Annotated in this window: 17 protein-coding genes; 5 read left to right on the forward strand and 12 right to left on the reverse strand. The window is 69.9% G+C overall.

What is annotated here, in order from left to right:
* The first annotated feature begins 92 nt into the window (after nt 1-92).
* Entirely contained in the window at nt 93-1154 is a 1062-nt protein-coding gene (locus ACGFH6_RS37020; RefSeq protein WP_393393877.1) for a glycosyltransferase, read from the forward strand.
* On the forward strand, nt 1138-2304 hold the full coding sequence (locus ACGFH6_RS37025; RefSeq protein WP_393395086.1) for a hypothetical protein: 1167 nt from the start codon (nt 1138-1140) through the stop codon (nt 2302-2304). Before ACGFH6_RS37020 ends, ACGFH6_RS37025 begins: the two co-directional genes overlap by 17 nt.
* Here the strand turns inward: ACGFH6_RS37025 and ACGFH6_RS37030 are convergent.
* Nucleotides 2275-2844 carry a TIGR03086 family metal-binding protein gene (locus ACGFH6_RS37030; RefSeq protein WP_393393879.1) on the reverse strand — a complete coding sequence of 190 codons (570 nt, stop codon included), beginning with the start codon at nt 2842-2844 and terminating at the stop codon, nt 2275-2277. The two genes, ACGFH6_RS37025 and ACGFH6_RS37030, sit on opposite strands and share 30 nt — an antisense overlap.
* 75 nt (nt 2845-2919) lie before the next feature.
* Between ACGFH6_RS37030 and ACGFH6_RS37035 the strand changes: the two genes are divergently transcribed.
* Together ACGFH6_RS37035 and ACGFH6_RS37040 are read left to right on the forward strand one after the other, a co-directional pair.
* Nucleotides 2920-3873, forward strand: a complete 954-nt coding sequence (locus ACGFH6_RS37035; protein ID WP_393393881.1) for an aldo/keto reductase — start codon at nt 2920-2922, stop codon at nt 3871-3873.
* Nucleotides 3870-4214, forward strand: coding sequence for a YciI family protein (locus ACGFH6_RS37040; RefSeq protein WP_131361628.1), 345 nt, complete (start codon nt 3870-3872; stop codon nt 4212-4214). The genes ACGFH6_RS37035 and ACGFH6_RS37040 overlap by 4 nt, the downstream gene beginning before the upstream one ends.
* Here ACGFH6_RS37040 and ACGFH6_RS37045 read toward each other — a convergent pair.
* From ACGFH6_RS37045 to ACGFH6_RS37085, 9 genes are all read right to left on the reverse strand, one after another.
* The gene (locus tag ACGFH6_RS37045; RefSeq protein WP_393393884.1) at nt 4203-4640 is read right to left on the reverse strand and encodes a GNAT family N-acetyltransferase; all 438 of its coding nucleotides are present in this window, start codon (nt 4638-4640) and stop codon (nt 4203-4205) included. The two genes, ACGFH6_RS37040 and ACGFH6_RS37045, sit on opposite strands and share 12 nt — an antisense overlap.
* A gap of 41 nt (nt 4641-4681) precedes the next feature.
* Entirely contained in the window at nt 4682-4978 is a 297-nt protein-coding gene (locus ACGFH6_RS37050) for an antibiotic biosynthesis monooxygenase (protein WP_393393887.1), read from the reverse strand.
* A 12-nt stretch (nt 4979-4990) separates the two neighbouring features.
* Nucleotides 4991-6139, reverse strand: a complete 1149-nt coding sequence (locus ACGFH6_RS37055; RefSeq protein ID WP_393393890.1) for a VWA domain-containing protein — start codon at nt 6137-6139, stop codon at nt 4991-4993.
* Nucleotides 6136-8316, reverse strand: coding sequence for a DUF5682 family protein (locus ACGFH6_RS37060; RefSeq protein WP_393393893.1), 2181 nt, complete (start codon nt 8314-8316; stop codon nt 6136-6138). The genes ACGFH6_RS37055 and ACGFH6_RS37060 overlap by 4 nt, the downstream gene beginning before the upstream one ends.
* Complete coding sequence (locus tag ACGFH6_RS37065; protein WP_393393896.1) at nt 8313-9395, reverse strand: AAA family ATPase; 1083 nt, start codon at nt 9393-9395, stop codon at nt 8313-8315. The genes ACGFH6_RS37060 and ACGFH6_RS37065 overlap by 4 nt, the downstream gene beginning before the upstream one ends.
* Entirely contained in the window at nt 9392-10795 is a 1404-nt protein-coding gene (locus ACGFH6_RS37070) for a DUF5691 domain-containing protein (protein WP_393393898.1), read from the reverse strand. The genes ACGFH6_RS37065 and ACGFH6_RS37070 overlap by 4 nt, the downstream gene beginning before the upstream one ends.
* Nucleotides 10792-12090: an SWIM zinc finger family protein gene (locus ACGFH6_RS37075; RefSeq protein ID WP_393393901.1), complete on the reverse strand. Its 1299-nt coding sequence runs from the start codon at nt 12088-12090 to the stop codon at nt 10792-10794. Before ACGFH6_RS37075 ends, ACGFH6_RS37070 begins: the two co-directional genes overlap by 4 nt.
* Nucleotides 12091-12256: 166 nt before the next feature.
* Entirely contained in the window at nt 12257-14497 is a 2241-nt protein-coding gene (locus tag ACGFH6_RS37080) for an MFS transporter (protein WP_393393905.1), read from the reverse strand.
* A gap of 311 nt (nt 14498-14808) precedes the next feature.
* Nucleotides 14809-15660, reverse strand: a complete 852-nt coding sequence (locus tag ACGFH6_RS37085; protein ID WP_393393908.1) for a LysR family transcriptional regulator — start codon at nt 15658-15660, stop codon at nt 14809-14811.
* Nucleotides 15661-15748: 88 nt separating this feature from the next.
* On the opposite strand from ACGFH6_RS37085, the gene ACGFH6_RS37090 reads away from it, so the two are divergent.
* Entirely contained in the window at nt 15749-16660 is a 912-nt protein-coding gene (locus tag ACGFH6_RS37090) for a TIGR03564 family F420-dependent LLM class oxidoreductase (protein WP_393393911.1), read from the forward strand.
* Here ACGFH6_RS37090 and ACGFH6_RS37095 read toward each other — a convergent pair.
* Nucleotides 16623-17546 (reverse strand): amidohydrolase family protein, encoded by a 924-nt coding sequence (locus ACGFH6_RS37095; protein ID WP_393393914.1) that lies wholly within the window; start codon nt 17544-17546, stop codon nt 16623-16625. The two genes, ACGFH6_RS37090 and ACGFH6_RS37095, sit on opposite strands and share 38 nt — an antisense overlap.
* The gene (locus ACGFH6_RS37100; protein WP_393393916.1) at nt 17543-18433 is read right to left on the reverse strand and encodes an SDR family oxidoreductase; all 891 of its coding nucleotides are present in this window, start codon (nt 18431-18433) and stop codon (nt 17543-17545) included. Before ACGFH6_RS37100 ends, ACGFH6_RS37095 begins: the two co-directional genes overlap by 4 nt.
* Nucleotides 18434-18458: the final 25 nt, after the last annotated feature.

The following is an 18458-nucleotide window of genomic DNA, read 5'->3' on the forward strand; positions in this document are numbered from 1 at the left end:
TGATCACACGAGCATGCGTTTGAGTGGTCTGTGCTACTTCACACGCTGATTGGATGGTGGTGGGTTGGTCCGGACCGATAGTCTCGGGCGCCATGAGCACCAGCGTCGCCATTGCGGTTATCACCTTCAGGCGACCCGCTCTGTTGCATGCGCTGCTGACCAGCCTGCAGGCCCAGGAACTTCCGGAGGAATCCGACTACAGGATCCGGATCGTGGTGGTCGACAACGACGCCGACGGGTCGGCGGCCCGGGTGCTCGAGGAGTTCGGCGAGGGGACGCCGTACCCGATCGAGGCGGTGGTGGAGCCGGAGCCGGGGATCCCGTTCGCGCGCGAGCGGTCGGTGGAGTTGTGCTGGAACGACGCCGCGCTGATCTTCGTGGACGACGACGAGGTCGCGCCGCCCGGGTGGCTGGCGTCGCTCCTGCGCGCCTGGGAGGCCACTGGCGCCGATGTCGTCACCGGTCCGGTGAAGGGCAACCTCCCGGAGGGCGCACCACCGTGGAACAAGTACAGCGACGTACACGACTCGACGGGCCGGCACGCGACCGGCGAGGAACTGCGCAAGGCGTACACGAACAACACGCTGGTCAGCCGGCGGGTCTACCACACGGTGACCCCCGGCTTCCATCCGGCGTTCCGCTATACCGGCTCGAGCGACCTGCACTTCTTCCTCCGGGTACACCGGGCCGGGTTCCGCATCGTCTGGTGCGAGGAGGCGGTGATCTCCGAGGAGGTGCCCGTCGGCCGGACCACTCTGAGCTGGCTGGTACGCCGTGCGTTCCGGTCCGGCAGCGGCGACACGATCAGCCGGCTGCTGATCCGCCGGGGTGCGATCAGCTACGTGCTGGTGCTGGCCTATGCTTCGGCCCGGGTGGTCTCGGCGATCGGGTTCGCCCTCGCCGGGCTGCTGCTCGGTCGGAAGGCGCACCTGCTGAAGGCGGTCCGCCGGTTCTTCTCAGGGGTCGGCAGTCTCGCGGGCATAGTGGGGATCAACCATGACGAGTACCGGGAACGGCACGGCGCCGGGCGTGGGCCCGACGGTGGCGGGCCTGTGCCGGGCGATCTGGCAGGTGGAGCGGGAGCTGAGTCTGCTCGAGTGGCGGATCAAGAGCGCGCACCCGTGGCCGATCATCCGGATGCGTGTCTTCCATGAGCTGACCCGCCGCAGCGGCATTCACGGAGCACCGCATCCGGTACGACGCTCGTCGTACGACAAGGCAAGCCTCGTCGGCAGGCATGTCACCGGACTGGTCACGCGCAGCCCGTTCGTCGGGCACTACGACTCGCTCGTCGTACCGCACCCGCGGAAACCGAACGGTGTCGAGATCTACACCGACGAACTGCGAGCAGCGCTCGGCCCGTCGGCGCTGATCCTGGACTCCGGCATCAACGGAACACCGCTGCCCGACAGCCGGAACCTCGACTTCTTCACCTCCGCGGCGGGGGCGCTGCACGGGCGATCCGCCGACGACCGCGGAATCAGCGAAGCGCTCCGCGACCTGACAGGCATCTCAGTTCCGATCGGCGCTCTCGTCGCCCGCGAGGTGCCCAAACATCTGCGACTGCGGGCCCTCTACCGCGCCCTGCTGCGGCGGCACGGGATCAAGACCGTGTACGTCGTCGTCGCCTACTTCCACCAGCACATCGTCGGCGCCGCGCGCGATCTCGGGATCCGGGTGGTCGAGTTGCAGCACGGCGCGATCAGCCCGTTCCACCTCGGCTACAGCTACCCCGGCCGGCCGGTGGTCGCCGATCAACCGGACGAGCTCTGGTGCTTCGGGTCGTACTGGACCACCGTCGCCGACCTCCCGGCCGGCATGAAGACGGAGGTCGTCGGAACGTCGTACCTGCCGCGTACGACGGAGAAGAATCCGCACCGGGTCGTGTTCCTGTCGCAGGGCACGGTCGGTGCCGAGCTGCTGCATGTGGCCGAGTCGGTCGTGAAGGAGCATCCGGAGTTGGAGGTGCTGTTCCGGCCGCACCCCAGTGAGCACGCGTCGGACTACACCGTCCCGGCCGGCGTGCAGTTGTCGACCGGCGGGAGCACGCTGGACCTGCTGGCCTCCGCGACGTATCAGGTCGGCGTGTCGACGACGGCGCTGTTCGAGGGTATGGCGCTCGGCTGCCGGACTGCCGTGGCCGACCTGCCGGGGCACGAGTATCTCGAGCCGGCTGTCGCGCAAGGACACGCACTGCTCATGTCGCACCCCAGACAGCTCCTCAGCGCGCCGCTGTGCGCCACGCCAGAGGTCTACTACGCCCCGAGCGACCTGCTACGGCTGACGGCCGATCAGACCCAGTAGGCGGTCCTGCAGCGGCGCGTCCACAGAGACCTGGACCTCCGGACCGAACACCTCGATCCCCTCCCCGAACGCGCCGGGCGTACGGAACTGCTCCATCACCTCGGCCGGGATGGCCGCCGTACTGGCCCAGATCAGCTCCACATCGACGGGATCCATCGTCTCGTCCTGACCGGTGGCCCGGGCCAGGTCCCAGCCGTGCAGGACCAGGTCGTCGGAGACCACCTCGTCCACGTGCCGCTCCGCGGTCATCCGTCCGCTCGGGGTGTCGGTCTCGGTCAGCGCGAGCACCGGGTCGTCCAGGACGTCCTCGACCGCCGCCCGCGCCTCCTGGAACGCCGTCAACGGGTCGTCGGACCGCTCGAGCTTGCGGGCGACCGGTATCAGCATCACCCCGTGCATCGTGACGATGTGGTCGACCACGTCCTTGGCCGTCCACAGCTCGCACGGCGACGGGTTGTCCCACTGTTCCGGCCGTACCGCCGCGACCTTCCGCTCGAACGCCTCGGCGCGCCGCCGGTACCGCTCCGCGATCTCACCCATCTCCGCATGGTGCCGTGCGGACCGGCCGTACGGAAGACCCGGTTTCTGTCGGCGGCAACTCCTAGGGTCTTCGGCATGCGGAGTGTGGAGCTGGGGCGGACCGGACTGACGGTGAGCAGGCTGGGGCTGGGGCTCGCCTCCATCGGCGGGATGTTCGCCGCGGTTCCGGAGTCGCAGGCGATCGCGACCATCGACTGCGCCTGGAAGCTCGGCGTCCGTCTCTTCGACACCGCACCCGTGTACGGGTACGGCCTCTCGGAGCAACGGGCCGGGCTCGCGCTGCGCGGACGGCCGCGGGACGAGTTCGTGCTCTGCAGCAAGGTGGGCCGGCTGATCGAGCCCGGCGGGCCGGACATCCAGCCGATCTGGGCGGACCCGCCGCCGGGCCTCGGTCCACGGCTGGACTATTCGTACGGCGCGGTGATGCGGTCGTTCGAGGCGAGTCTGGAGCGGATGGGCATCGACCGGATCGACGTCCTGCACATCCACGATCCCGACCTCGACTACCTGACCGCGTCGACCGAGGCGCTGCGGGCGCTGGCCGAGCTGCGCGGGCGCGGCACGATCCGCGCGATCTCGCTCGGCGTGAACCACGCGGACGTCGCGGCCCGGTTCCTCCGCGAGACGGGCGCGGACGGTCCCGACTGCATCCTGCTCGCGGGCCGGTACACGTTGCTCGACCAGTCCGGCGCCGACGAGCTGTTGCCGCTGTGCGAGAAGTACGGCGTCAGCGTGCTCGCGGCAGGCGTCTTCCAGGGCGGCGTACTGGCTGACACCGCGGACGGCGCACCCCACGGGTACGCCCGGGTGCCGCCTGCGTTGCTGGAGCGGATCGCCCGACTCCGGGAGCTGTGCCGTGAGTACGACGTACCGCTGCTGGCCGCTGCCGTCCAGTTCCCACTCACGCATCCGGCCGTGGCGGCAGTCGTGGTCGGGGCGCGGAGCCCGCGCGAGATCACCGAGGTCGCCGGGTGGATGGACCACAAGATCCCGCCGGGGTTCTGGACGGCACTAAGGTCTGCCGTATGAGGTACATGCTGCTTCACAAGACCAACGACAACCTCGAGGCAGGGAACCCGCCGGACCCGGAGATGCTGGCCCGGGCGGACGCGGTTCTGGAGGAGATGCGCCAGGCCGGCGTGCTGCTCGTCGCCGAGGGGCTGATGCCGAGCGCCCGCGGCGCCCGGGTGACGTTTCCTCGCCCCGGCGAGCCGCGCGTCATGGACGGACCGTTCACCGAGACCAAGGAGCTCGTCGCCGGGGTTTCGATCATCCGCGTCGACTCCAAGCAGGAGGCGGTCCAGTGGGCCCTCCGCTTCGCCGAGGCCGACCCGAACACCCCGATCGACATCCTCGAACTAGCCGGCTAGCTTCATGTGCAGGATCGGGTACGGCTTGTTCGTCGTGTCGTGCTCGCTCCGAGACACCGTTCGGAACCCGTGATGCTCGTAGAACCCGACGGCCTGCGGGTTCTGCTCGTTCACGTCGACCGCGGTAGCGGCGAACTCGCGGAAGGCATGCGCGAGCAGCAGACTCCCGCCGCCCTGCCCGCGGTACGCCGGATCGAGGAACAGCATCTCGACGTTCCCGTCGGCGACGCCGATGAAGCCGATCAGCAACCCGTCGTCGGCGCGGAGACCGGCCAGCTGGGGGATCTCCCCGAAGGACGCCCGCACCAACGGCCGGAACACGTCCAGATCCGCCTCGGTGACGAAGTCATGCGTCGCCCGCACCGACGCCTCCCACAACTCCGCCGCCCGTGCGTACTCGTGAGGCGGGATCTCCGTGATCTCCATGCCGCCCACGGTCGCACCCGCTCCGCCCACTGTCAGGCGGATTACGGCTCGCCGACGGCGAGCGTGCCCTCCTCGGCGGTGACCAGCGAGTCGATCGCGGCGAAGAACCGGGCGATGCCGGGAAGGTTCCCGCCCTTGTCCCGCGACGCGGCGAAGTCCTCCGGGCTCGCCCACTCGACGATGTCGAGCCATTCGTTGTCCGGGAGTTGCACGAGGCGGGCGCCGAGGAACCCGGCGCGATCGGACGTGAAGTCCGTCAGCATGTCGGCGCGGGCCGCGAGCAGCTCCGCGGTCTTCTCGGGCAGCACCCGGAAGCGGGTCAGCTCGACAGTCGTCATAGGGCGTTCCTTTCAGGACAGGTTGGTGGCGGCCCACGTGGTGATGTCTTCGTGGCGGATCGCTGCGGCCATCAGGTCGGGGAAGCGGTCCGGGGTGCAGGCAAAGGTCGGGATGCCGAGGGCGGTCAGCGCGGCCGCGTTCTCCGGGTCGTACGACGGCGTACCCGAGTCGGCCAACGCCAGCAGGGCGATCACCTGGACGCCGGACTCGGTCAAGGAGCGGGCGCGACGGAGCATCTCCTCGCGGACGCCACCCTCGTACAGGTCCGAGATCAGCACCAGCACGGTCTCGGCGGGCTTGGTGACCAGCTCCTCGCAGTAGGCGAGCGCGCGGTTGATGTCCGTCCCGCCGCCGAGCTGGGTCCCGAACAGTACGTCGACCGGATCCTCGAGCTGATCGGTCAGGTCGACCACGGCGGTGTCGAAGACGACGAGGCTGGTCCGCAGCGTGCGGATCGACCCGAGCACCGCGCCGAACAGCGACGCGTACACCACCGACTCCGCCATCGAGCCCGACTGGTCGATCGCAAGCACGATGTCGCGCTGGACGCTGTGGTTGCGTCGCGCGTACCCGACCAGCCGGTCCGGCACGATCGTGCCGAGCGCCGGCGAGAAGTGCTTGAGGTTCGCGCGGATGGTCCGGTCCCAGTCGATGTCCGAATGCCGCGGCCGGCCGGTCCGCCCGGCCCGGTCCAGTGCGCCGGTGACCGCGGCCCGGGTGCGCTCGGCCAAGCGCGCCTCCAACTCGGCGACCACCCGGCCGACGACCTCGCGCGCGGTCTGCTTGGTCTCCTCCGGCATCACCTCGTTGAGCGCCAGCAACGTGCTGACCAGGTGCACGTCCGGCTCGACCGCGCCGAGCAGTTCGGGCTCCATCAACATCCGGGTGATGCCGAGCCGCTCGACCGCGTCCCGCTGCATGACTTGTACGACGGTGCTCGGGAAGTACTGCCGGATGTCCCCCAGCCAGCGCGCGACCCGCGGCGCCGACGAGCCGAGCCCGGCCGACCGCCCGGGCCCCTGCTCTCCGGGCTCCGCGTCGTACAGCGCGGCGAGCGCCGCATCGACGGACCGGTCCTGCGTGGACAGCGTCGTACCCGTCTCCGGCTCGGCGTCACTGCCCAGCACGAGGCGCCAGCGACGCATCCTCTCGTCGCTCATGAGACCCCCAGCAGCTGCGCGACGACGGGCAGCACGGACGCGGCCAGCTCGGTGTCCAGGTCGTTGTCATCAGCAACAACCAGTGCGGCCGGGTCGGCCAGGGCACGCGCCCGCGTCCCGATCGACCGCCGCTCCGGCGACGCGAAAGTCCCGAAGGTACGGCGAAGCAGTGGCAGCACCTCGACGAACGCATCGTCCGGGATCGCACCCAGCCACGCATCCACCAGCGCCAGCAACCGTTCGTCGTGCACCAGCAGCAGACCGCCGCCCGCGAGGAATCCCTCGACATACCCGGCCGCACCCGCGGTCGGCGTCCCCGGGGACAGCGCCCGCCCCAGCCGCAAGGCGACCTCTTGATCCGGCAGCCGCGACGTGTCCAGCATCAACCGAGTCAGCCGCCCACGGATCAGTGACGGCACCGAGGTCCGGTCGCTCAACCCCTCCAAGGTGTTCAGCCACTCCGAGCGCACATCCTCGGCCAGCAAGGCGGTCGCGTCCTGCACACCGTCGATCAACTCCTGCACGGCAGCGGCCGCATCGGGATCAAGACCATGAACGGTCCGCCCGAGCCCGGCGCAGATCCGCGACACCATCCGCCCCGCAACAGCACCCAAACCCGCCGTGTCGGTCCCGCGTACGTCGCCGTACCGCGAAGAACGTGCCAGCGCGGGCAGCGCGGCCATGAGGTGTCCGACATCGGCGTCGGCCGCCGCGCGAGTGTCGACGCCGCGCAGCAACTCGGGAAGCGCGTCCTCGAGGTCGGCCAGCAGGGACTTCTCCAAGGCCGCGGTGACATCCGCCAGCGTCGACGCATCGCCGGCCGCGCGCAGCATCACGGTGGTCGCGGCACCGATCACCGTCGTACCGTGCGCACCCGCTGCGACCAGCTCGACCTCGAGCCCGGGATCCCAGGTCAGCCGCCACATCTCGCGGAACGTGCCCTGCGCGCGCCGCTCATCGGTCGCCGGAACACCCCAGTGCACGCCGAGAATCCGCAAGCGGTGCAGCAATCGCGACTTGTCCAGATCGTTCGGCTTCCGCAGGTCGAGCTCGATCACCCGTTCGGTCGCGTCCCGCTTCATCCGCAACCGCCGTGCCTGAGCCGCAAGGTCCGCCGCCACCGGCGCCTGCGGCGTCTCCCCCGGCACCGACCCGAGCAGCTCCCCGACCACCGCCTCCCGGGTGACCAGATCGAGCAGTACGTCGTTCCCACCGCACAGCACGGCCCGCGTCGCCTCGGTGACCTCGCTCAACCCGGCCAGCGGACGTCCGCGCAAGGCCGCCAAGGTGTCAGCGAGCCGGACAGCCTCGATCACATGGGCGCTGGAGACAGGGAGGTCCTCGTCCCGCAGTACGCGAGCGACCTTCGACAGCCAGCGGGTGGTGATCTGGTCAGGCGCGGTGAACAGGTGGTGGTACCAACCGGGTGAGGTGATGCCGGCGCCGTATCCGCTCGCCGCCGCCAGCCGGCCATGCGTCCACGGCACCCAGGTGCACGCGACCTTCCGCTTCGGCAGACCCTTCAGGATGCGCTGATCGTGCGTTGCCGGAGGCAACGGAATCTCGAGCGCGGGCACGTGCCAGGCGCCGCAGACGACGGCGATCCGTTCATGCCCCTCGCGCAGGGCCTTGCGCAGCACGGTCCGCATGTACGCCTCGCGCTGTGCCTCCCGGCCGGTCGCCTCCTCGCCGTGCCGCAACTCGCGCATCGCGTCCGCGATCACCGTGAACGGCTCGGCCCCCTCGCGCCGGGACTCGATCACGTCGTCCCACCAGCGCTCGGGATCGTCGTACCCACCCGCGTTCGCCAACGTGGCCAGCGGATCGATCGACATCGCCCGCCGCCCGTCACCACCGGACGACGCGAACTGCTGCGCGGCGGGCAGGTCGCAGAACCGCACCGGCACACCCGCAGCCAGCGCGTACTTGATCGCCTGCCACTCGGGACTGAACACCGCGAACGGCCAGAAAGCCGCCCTGGTCGAGTCGTCGACCGCATACGCAAGCAGCGCGACCGGCGGCTCCATCTCCGCCGATGCGGCCAGCTCGACCACCTTGTCGGCCTCCGGCGGTCCCTCGATCAGCACCACATCGGGCTGGATCTCGCCGAGAGCGGTGGCCACCGCCCGCGCCGACCCCGGCCCGTGATGCCGAATCCCGAGCAGATGAACGGTCATCCGTTGATCTCTCGGCAGGCTCGGTAGAACGGGGCCCAGTCGTCCCGCTCTCGCACGACGGTCTCGAGGTACTCCGACCAGACGACGCGGTCGGCCGACGGGTCCTTGATGACGGCTCCGAGGATGCCGCCGGCCACGTCGGTCGGACGCAGTACGCCGTCCCCGAAGTGCGCGGCCAGCGCGAGACCGCCGGTGACGACGCTGATCGCCTCCGCGGTGGACAGCGTGGCCGACGGGGACTTGACCGCGGTCCGGCCGTCCTCGGTCCGGCCCGACCGCAGCTCGCGGAAGATCGTCACCACCCGGCGGATCTCGTCCAGCGCGTCGTCCGGCTGCGGCAACTCCAGCGCCGAACCGAGTTGCGCGACCCGGCGGGAGACGATCTCCACCTCGTCCTCGGCGGAGTCCGGCAGCGGGAGTACGACGGTGTTGAAGCGGCGCCGCAACGCGCTGGACAGTTCGTTGACGCCCTTGTCCCGATCGTTGGCGGTGGCGATCACGTTGAAACCCTTGCGGGCCTGGACCTCCGTGCCCAGCTCGGACACCGGCAGCGTCTTCTCGGACAGGATCGTGATCAGCGCGTCCTGGACGTCGGACGGCATCCGGGTCAGCTCCTCGATCCGGGCGATCTTCGCCTCGGTCATCGCCCGCTGCACCGGGCTCGGCACCAGCGCCGCCTCACTGGGGCCCTGGGCAATCAACTGCGCGTAGTTCCAGCCGTAGCGGATCGACTCCTCCGCCGTACCCGCCGTCCCCTGCACGAGCAGGGTCGAGTCTCCGCTGATGGCCGCGGCGAGGTGCTCGCTGACCCACGTCTTCGCCGTCCCCGGTACGCCGAGCAGCAGCAGCGCACGGTCCGTGGCGAGCGTGGCCACCGCGACCTCGATCAGCCGGCGCGGACCGACGTACTTCGGTGAGATCTCCGTGTCGCCGGCCCGTCCGCCGAGCAGGTAGGTGACCACCGCCGACGGCGACAGCCGCCAGGCCGGCGGCCGGGCCCGATCGTCCGCGGCCGCCAGCGCGACCAGCTCGTCGGCATACTCTTCTTCCGCGTGCGGCCGCAGTACTTCAGTGGTCATGACAGCTCCTCATACATCTCACGTCGGAAGATCAGGGTCTCGACCAGCCGTCGGCGCCAGGTGTCTTCCTCGCCGGTCGGCTCCCGGGTGATCGGATGATTCAGTACGTCGGCCGGCGCGGCGCGGGCCGTGATGCTCGCCAACCGGGCCCACGCGCGCGCGGTGCCCACCTTGGCCAGTTGGTCCAGGATCATGGTCGCGAGCGACGACGGCCACGGCACCGGCAGCCCACCCACCAGTTCGGCGACATCCACGGTGGTGCGGAGCGCCTCCACGGCCCGCGCCCACTCGTCCGGCGGCAGCAACCGCAGCAGCTCCGCCGGACTCCGGCTGCCGGTCGATGCCTCGGACCGCAACAAACTCCGGGCCCATTCGGCCGAACCCTCCCGGATCGCGGCTTCCGTCCAGGCAGCCTGCAGCACCTCAGGCGAACAGCCCTCCACCGGTGTCTGCAACCAGCTGAGATCCATGACGGACAAGGGGGTGTTGGCAACGATCTGCAGGAACCACCACGCGCGCTTGCCGACTCCCTCGGGGTTCTCCGAGGTGATCCCGTCGCGCTCCATCGAGGCGCTCAGCCGGCGCGGCAGGTCGACCGCGATCACCCCCTGACTGACGGTCAGGTGCGACCACATCCGCTCGGCCATGCGTTCGCCGTACTTCGAACCCGGAACTCGCGCGAGGAGGCGGGCCGCAACCCGGCGTACCTCCCTGGACCGGTCGTCGAGGGCCGCCTCGAGGAAGTCCTCGTCCTGCGTGGACAATCCGTCCGCGAGCAGACCGAGGAAGTCAGCGCGAGTCGCGGCGGACTCGGTCGGCCAGACCTCGCTCAGCGCCTCCCGTGCCGCGTGCGGGTCATGCTGCCGCAGGCCACGCAACCAGCTGCGTCGCTGAATCGCGTTGCCATGCGTCCACAACTCCGGATCGTTGCTCTCGACAACCGCTGCGTGCAGGAAGCGCCACTCCGGATTCAGATCCGCCAACCATGCGGCCCGCCGACCTGCAGCCTCGATCACGAGCGGCCGGTACTCCGCTCTGTTGCGGGCATAGTCGGCCAACGCCGGAAGGTGCTCCGGCGGCACGCCCCAACCACGAGCGTCGGCGGCCCGCAGCCATTCGCCGAGCGCGGTCGTCTGGAATCCACCAAGCATCGCGGCCAGCCGCCGGATCGCGACCGGCCGGGGCAACGGCCGATCCTCACCGGATGCCACAGGCAACGGTTCGAGCTCCTGCAGAGGTTTGCGACCGGCCCGCTTGTAGACGGTCGCGAGCGCGGCCGCGTCGAGCAGTCCACCGTCACCCAGCCGTTCCTGGATGTGCTCCGGCAACTCCTCGAAGTGCACCGGCCGCCGGTCCGTACCGAGCAACGCCGAGCTGACCAGCCCGTCCCAGCCCTTCACAGGATCACCGGCCGATCGCCGTGCCAGCAGGTCATCGGCCGGAAGCCCGCGCGGTTCCACTCGCCGGCGACGGTGACAGGATCGCCGGCCGACACCGCCAGCAGCTTCCACGGATCCACCCCGGGCAAGATCTCCAGTCCATCACCCGCGTCGTCCACCAGCGCCCATCCCTCGCCGTACTGGGCCGGACGCACGTCCTGCAGGACCAGTGGCCAGCGCTCGTTCCACGGGTCGGCGGCGACGGATTCGACGTACGACGCCAAGGCCTGACGTGCGGTGAATCCGGCCGGCTTCGGTGCGGGCAGGCGCGGCGCGGTCTGGGTGAGGAGGGCGCGCATCGGGAGGGCGCCGGGATAGAAGGACAGAGCTCCGGGGACATACTCACCAGGTCGCGCCGGCAACGGGTCGAGTGGACGTCCGGCGGCTGCGAAGGTGAGGATCAGGCCGAGTCGGCCAGTCGTTGCCCCACGCAACCAGACGCGGCGGACCGTGAGGCGGTCGTCGGGCTCGATCACGCGGCCGAGCACCAGCCAGTCGTCCTCGACCTTCTCTCCTTCGACCAGCACGCGGGCGGTCTCGACCGTCCAGCCGATCCGCGACTGCACGGTGTCGGCCAGCGACGGCGGGAGGTCGGCGAGGCGGGCGTGGGCCGAGACGATCAGGTGGATGAGGGACAGCTCCTCGAGCAGTTCACCCGGCCAGCCGTGACCACGGCCGACGACTCCGGCGGCTCGCCGTACCGCTCCTGCGACTCCTGGCGCCTGCGCGTCGACCATGCGCGCGGCGAGTCTGCTCAGCTCGGTGTACGCACGCTGGTCGAATCCGCCGAGCCCCTGCCGGACCTGGTCATCCAGCCAACTCGACAGTTCGGCCATGCCGGCCGACACCCGGTCAGCCCGTCTCGACGCACGCTGTTGCGCGGCCAGAGGGTCGGCGACCTCACCCGGCTTACGCTCCGGCCGCTCGGCCCTGGCCGCTCGCTGATCCACCCACGAGCTCACCCACTCCGGCTCGTCACCGCCCTGGGCCTCCCCGGTCGCCCACAGCAACAGCAACCCGAGCGCATGCTTGCACGGAAACTTCCGGCTAGGACACGAGCACTTGTACGCCGGCCCACTCGGATCAACCGTGATCTGGTACGGCGTCTTGCCGCTCCCCTGGCACAGTCCCCAGACAGCCCGGTCGGACGACCCGGTCCCGGACCACTTCTCCGGCCGAGCCTGCGACTGCCCAGCCTTCGCGGACGCAGAATCAGGCGCCAGTCCCAGCACCTGCTCCACGTCCCACGGCCCCACGGCACTCCTCGCTCCCAGGCTTCTCCCGGAAGCATGCCATCCGCATCCGACATCGACCGGGGGTGGTGTGCCCTCAGGACAGGAGGTAGCCGGCCCGGCGACCGGCGGCGCCGCCTGAGTCGCACCCACATCGCCGGCTGGAGGCCACTACCTCCTGTCCACATGTTCACCCGAACGCCTGGCGTTCCTGGATGTCCTCGCTGGGGTAGCCGTTGCCGGTCGGCCCAGGGGTTGGCGGGGGTGGTGGGGTGTTGGAGAGGCCGTCACGGATGGTGCCGAGGAGGCGTTGCTCGACGGCCTCCAGTTCGGCGATCCGGGCCCGGACCTCCTGCTCCTCAGCTCGGGCCTCGGCCAGGAGTTGGTCGGCCTCGGTCTTGGCGGTTTCGCGGAGGTGATCGGCAGTACGCTGGCTCGCACTGAGGACGCTGAGTTCGTAGCGCCGCAGTTCGTCGACCAACTCTCCCGCCGGTCGCTGGGAGTCGAGGATGGCGGCAGCCGGTTGGGGAACCGCGTCGGGGAGGGCGTCCTCCAGGGCAGCGATCTGCTGGTCGACCCGGGTGAAGAGGTCGGCGACGTCGGTCCGCATCTGACGGATCACCGTGGAAGCGGCCTGGACGCGTTCGTTGGCCTCGCGCTCCCGCTCGCGGGCGGTCCGCTCGGCCGAGGTGATCACGTCGAGCGCCACCACAGCCGCCCGCTCCGCCGGATCATCCGGCGCCACACCGTCCGCAGTCGGGCCGTCCTCCTCCGAGGTCATCCCCACCGTCCGCCGCAGCGGCACCTCGCGGATGAACAGCACGGCGAGCAGGCTGACCACCGCCGAGCATGCCGCGATCACGAAGATCTTCCCGGTCGCGTCGCCGTACGCGTGCCGCACGATCTCGGCGACCGGTGCCGGCAGCGAGTTCACGTCGAGGACGCTCCCACCGCCCCCGCTCTGCGCTGCCGCGGCGGCCTCAGGCCCGAGGGCGCGCAGGTTCTCGGCGATCAGATCGGTGACCCGGCTCGCCAGGACCGCCCCGAGCACCGAGACACCGACAGCACCACCGAGGCTGCGGAAGAACGTCACCGTGGCACTCGACGCACCGACCTGGCTGACGTCGACCGTGTTCTGTACGGCGAGCACCAGGTTCTGCATCATCATGCCCATGCCGATGCCCATCGACAGCATGCCGCTGCCGACGTACCAGTACGGCGACGTGTGGTCGATCGTCCCCAGCACCGCGAGCCCCGCGGTGAGGAACAACCCACCGATCACGAGGTACCGCTTCCACTTGCCGAACCGGGTGATCATCTGCCCCGACCCGACCGATCCGAGGAACGAGCCGAACATCATCGGGATCGTCAGCAACCCGGCCTCGGTCGGGCTGTAGCCGCGGGCGACCTGGAAGTACTGCCCGAGGAAGACGGCGCTGCCGAACATCGCGATGCCGACCGCGAGGCTGGCCAGGATCGCCAGCGCGGTGGTGCGTTCGCGGACCACCTGCACCGGGACGAGCGGCTCGCGCGCGTGGGTCTCGACGATCACGGCCAGGATGGCGAGCAGCGCCGTACCGCCCAGGTAGGCGCCGGTCTGCCAGGACCACCACGGGAAGTGCTCGCCCGCGAACGACACCCAGATCAGCGGCAGGCTGGCCGCGCCCGCGATCAGGATCGCGCCGAAGTAGTCGAGCTTCACCTTGCGTTTGACCAGTGGCAGGTGCAGGTACCGCTGCAGCACGAGCAACGAAACCACGGCGAGCGGCACACAGACGTAGAAGCACCAGCGCCAGCCGAGCCACGAGGTGTCGACGATGACGCCACCGACCAGTGGCCCGGACACGGTGGCGACGGCCATCACGGCACCCATGTAGCCGGAGTACCGGCCGCGGCTGCGCGGCGGGATCGCGGCACCGACGATCGCCTGCGCGAGCGCCATCAAGCCGCCCATCGCCAGTCCCTGCAGGACCCGTGCACCGATCAGGAACGGGACGTTGTGCGCGGCGCCGGCCAGCGCGGATCCGGCCACGAACATGATGATCGCGAGCTGGACGAGCAGCTTCTTGCTCATCAGGTCGGACAGCTTGCCCCAGACCGGCGTCGACACGGTCATCGCGAGCAGGCTGGCGGTGACGACCCATGTGTACTGCGTCTGCGTGCCGTGCAGGTCCGCGATGATCGTCGGCAGCGCGTTGCTGACGATGGTCGAGCTGAGCACCGCGGTGAACAGCGCCGCGAGCAGGCCGGCCAGGATCTCGAGGATCTCGCGGTGCGTCAGCCCCGGATCCATGGTGGCGGCGGCCGGTGGTGGGCCGGGCGGCGCCGGGCGGTCCTCGGCGTACATCGAGCGGTAGCGGGCTGGGGGTTGCTCGGGGGCGGCGGGATGGGCCGTCGCCGAGTCGATGGCCTCGGTCCGGGTGGCAGACATCGGGTTCCGTTCGTACGCGGGGTCGCTTCGGGGCCGGGGCAGCGGGTCAGCGCTGCTCCGGGGCGGAAACGGCCGGCACGTGCCCCGGCGTACTGCGCACGTCGGGACACCGGGTCCTCACCCAGGCCTGGTTATGGTTGCAAGAACCAACGATAAGCCCGCTCCGTCAGCGACCGCTCACCGGGCGCCACCATCCGCCCGCGTCTTTTCCTGAGACAACCCCTCCTCGGGAGAGGGTTTTCCGCATACGATCCGGGCTGTTGAGAGATCAACAGCCACCCCGGCGGTGCTGTCAGGGCCCGCCGGGGGTCTCAACCGAAGGCCCTCACCAGCACGTCCAGGCAGACCGGCGCATCGCCCTTCGCGATCACGAGGTTGCCCGGAGCGGACAGCGCCGGCGCGAACGGCCCCATCCACAACGCGCCCTCGGCCGGTTCACATGACGTGCCGTAGACCACGGTCCAGGCCGGCGCACCGGTCGACATCTCGACGACGGCGTCCTCCAGGTTGTCCACCGGACGCCCCACCAGCGGCTCGAACCCGGCCTCCCGGCAGGCGCCGACCATGTACTCGAGCAGCCAAGGATCGGCCGGCAACCGCAAGGGCAGACCCGCCAGGTCGACGAGCTTCACGCCGTCATCAGCCCGGTACGCCGATGGCACCAGGACGGACAGCGGATCCCGCCAGAGCTCGACCACCTGGAGATCGGCAGCAGCCACGTCACCCCGGACGAACGCGACGTCGAGCTCGCCCGCGCGCAGCGCCTCGAGGTGATCCGCGGCCGAGCCCGAGCTGAGCTTGATCTCGATTCCCGGAGTGTCCGACCGCAGCACGGCCAACCCACGCTCGAGCCGATCTCGCAGTCCCTGCGCGGTCCCGATCCGCAATACGCCGCTCTGTCCGGAAACCAGCTCCGCCGCGACCTCGGTGGCGCGGTCCGCGGCAGCCAGGATCGTCCGTGCCTCACGCAGCATCCGCTCGCCGTCACCGGTCAGCCGGACGTGGCGGGAGGACCGGTCGAGCAGCTTCAGTCCGAGTTCGCGTTCCAGCCTGGCGACCTGCTGGCTGACCGCGGGCTGGACGATGTTGAGCCGCTCGGCGGCCTTGCCGAAGTGGAGTTCCTCGGCGACGGTGACGAAGTACCGCAGCTGCCGTAGCTCCATCGGGGACCTCCAGCGATCACGAGTCGTTATCGCTGCCCAGCGTAATCGGGGCTTGGTCACCGCTCCCCGGGCTCGTTGACTGATGGACATGAGACTCGGACTGTGGATCGACGAAGAGAACCTGCGCATCGACGAGGTGGGCGCGGCCGCGAAGGCCGCTGAGGAGCACGGCATCGACCGGATCTGGTTCAGCCAGCGGCTCGGGTGGGACGCACTCACGCTGATCGCCGGGGCGGCGCCGTTCACCTCGACCATCGAGTTCGCGGTCGGCATCGTGCCGGTCTATCCGCGGCACCCGCTCGCGCTGGCAGCACAGGCGCTCAGCGTGCAGGCGGTGATCGGCAACCGGCTGACGCTCGGGATCGGGTCGAGTCATCCGCAGATCATCGAGGGCATGTTCGGGTTGTCGATGGAGCAGCCGGCCCGCTACATGCGCGAGTACGTCGAAGCCCTCGGGCCACTGCTGTCCGGCGAGCCGGTCGCGTACGAGGGCGAGAAGCTCACCGCCCGCGGGCACATCGAGATCCTCGGGACTGAGGCACCGGAGCTGATCCTGGCCGCGCTGGGCCCGCGGATGCTCAAGATCGCGGGTGAGCTGACCGCCGGTACGACGACCAGCTGGGTCGGACCGGAGGTGATCGAGAGCTTCATCCGGCCGACGATCGACCAGGCTGCGAGGGCTGCGGGTCGCCCGCGGCCGCAGGTCATCGCCGGCGCGTGCGTCGCGCTCACCGACGATCCGGACGCGACCCGGGAATGGATCCGGGCCCGTTACGGCCCGGCAGGCGACATGCCCTCCTACAGAGCGGTGCTGGACCGCGGCGGCAAGGCGGGGCCGGAGGACACCGCCGTACTGGGCGACGAGTCGGCCGTCGCGAAGGAGATCGACCGGTTCGCGGAGGCCGGAGCGACGGAGTTCCTGCTGTGCCCGGTCGGCACCGATGAGGAGCGGAAACGGACGATCAGGTTCGCACACGACTATGCGCGCGGATTGAAATGAGTTCGGACGCGTTGGTCTTCGCGTGCTCCCGCCAGCCGGGTACGGCGACATCGAGGCCGGCGAGATGGCGTGAGACCGCGTCCGTCGGAGTGAAGCAGTAGCCACTACCGAAGAGGAGACGGTCAGAGCTGCCGGGTGCGGACGCGCCGGTCGAGTCGTACCAGAGGGTTTGCAGCTGGGAGGCAACGCTGGGCAGACCGTCGGACGGCGGTGTGAACGTTGACTGGAAGAGATCGAGGCGCTCGGCGATCATCGGGAGAGCACCAGCGGGCGAGACGATGAAGCGGATGTCGGGGTAGCGGGCGAACACCCCGGTGAGCGCGAGGTCGGTGACCGCCCGGGCGCTGTCGAAGACGAACTCGATCATCGGCCGCGGGCGGTCCAGGGCGACCTGTCGCCACTGCGGCGGGGATGTCGGGTGCAGCAACACCAGCGCGGACCTGTCGTTCAACGCTTGCCACAACGGCTCCCACGAGGGCTCACCCGGATACTGACCGCCCGCGTTGCTCATCAGTACGACGCCGTCCGCGTGCAAGACGTCGTACGCGTAATCCAGTTCGACCAGGGCACCCTCGACATCCGGAAGCGGCAGGCTGGCGAAGGAGCCGAACCGTCCCGGGTGGTCCCGGCCCAGCTCGGCCGCGGCCTCGTTCATCCGCCGGGCCAGCACCTGCGCCCGGAAGTCGTCACCGAAGTGCACCCCCGGCGACGACACGGACAGCAGAGCGGTCGCGATCTCGTTGCGGTCCATCAGGTCGAGCTGCTTGCGGACGCTCCACTCCGGCCAGCCGGGCATCCCGTCTGGACGGAGATGCCCGGCGCGTTCCGCTGCTGCGACGTACTCCGGCAGCAGGAAGTGCGAGTGGACGTCGATCAGGCCCCTCATGCCACCGGGTGGAGGAGGTCGTCCAGGCCGATCCGCCGGAGGAGTTCGGCGCGGACCCGGTCGGCCACCCCGTTCACCACCGCGGCACCGTCGTCGGACGGGTCGATGTGGACCCGGAACGGCCGCCGGCCCTTCTCGGTGCCCACCACGGTGACGATCTCCTTGGCCACCTCGGCGACATCGGCCCAGGACGGCTCGAGCTCGGCGAGCTTCTGGCTGACCTGCTCCATCAGACCGGCGTACTTCGTCTCGTACGCGGACACGATGTCCGTGTCGGCCGGCTTGCCGCTGTGGGCGAAGTGGTTGGTGCCGTGAGTGAAGGCGCCGGGTACGACGATCGTGGTCTCGATCCCGAAGCGCGCGACCTCCAGCGCGTAGCTCTGCGCCAGCGCGTCCATCGCCGCCTTCGCCGCGAAGTACGGAGCCAAGTACGGCGGGGTCCCGCCACGCGTGCTCGAACTACCGACCCACACCATCAGCCCGTCCTGCTGCCCGCGCATCTGCGGGAGTGCGGCGCGGTTGAGTCGCTGTGTGCCGACCACGTTGGTGTCGTACAGGTCGGCCAGCTGCTCCGGCGTGAACGCTTCGGCCGGGCCGGTGACCATGTGGCCAGCGTTGTGCACGAGTACGTCGAGTCGACCGGTCTCGCTCACCACGGTGTTCACGGCCTGGCGGCTCGACTCGTCCGAGCTGATGTCCAGCTCGACGGCCCGGAGGTCGACGTTCTGCTCGGTCGCGTACTGCTTGGCGTCAGAGGCGGCCGCCGCGTTCCGGCCGTTGAGGTCGCGCATTCCGGCGTACACGATGTGGCCGGCGTCGGCGAGGGCACGGGCGGTGAGTGCACCGAAGCCGCTCGACGCGCCACTGATCAGGACTGTCTTGCTCATGACGGTTTTCCTTCGAAATCAGGGG

Origin of the sequence: Kribbella sp. NPDC049227, assembly GCF_043197265.1 — a bacterium.
Taxonomy (GTDB): domain Bacteria; phylum Actinomycetota; class Actinomycetes; order Propionibacteriales; family Kribbellaceae; genus Kribbella.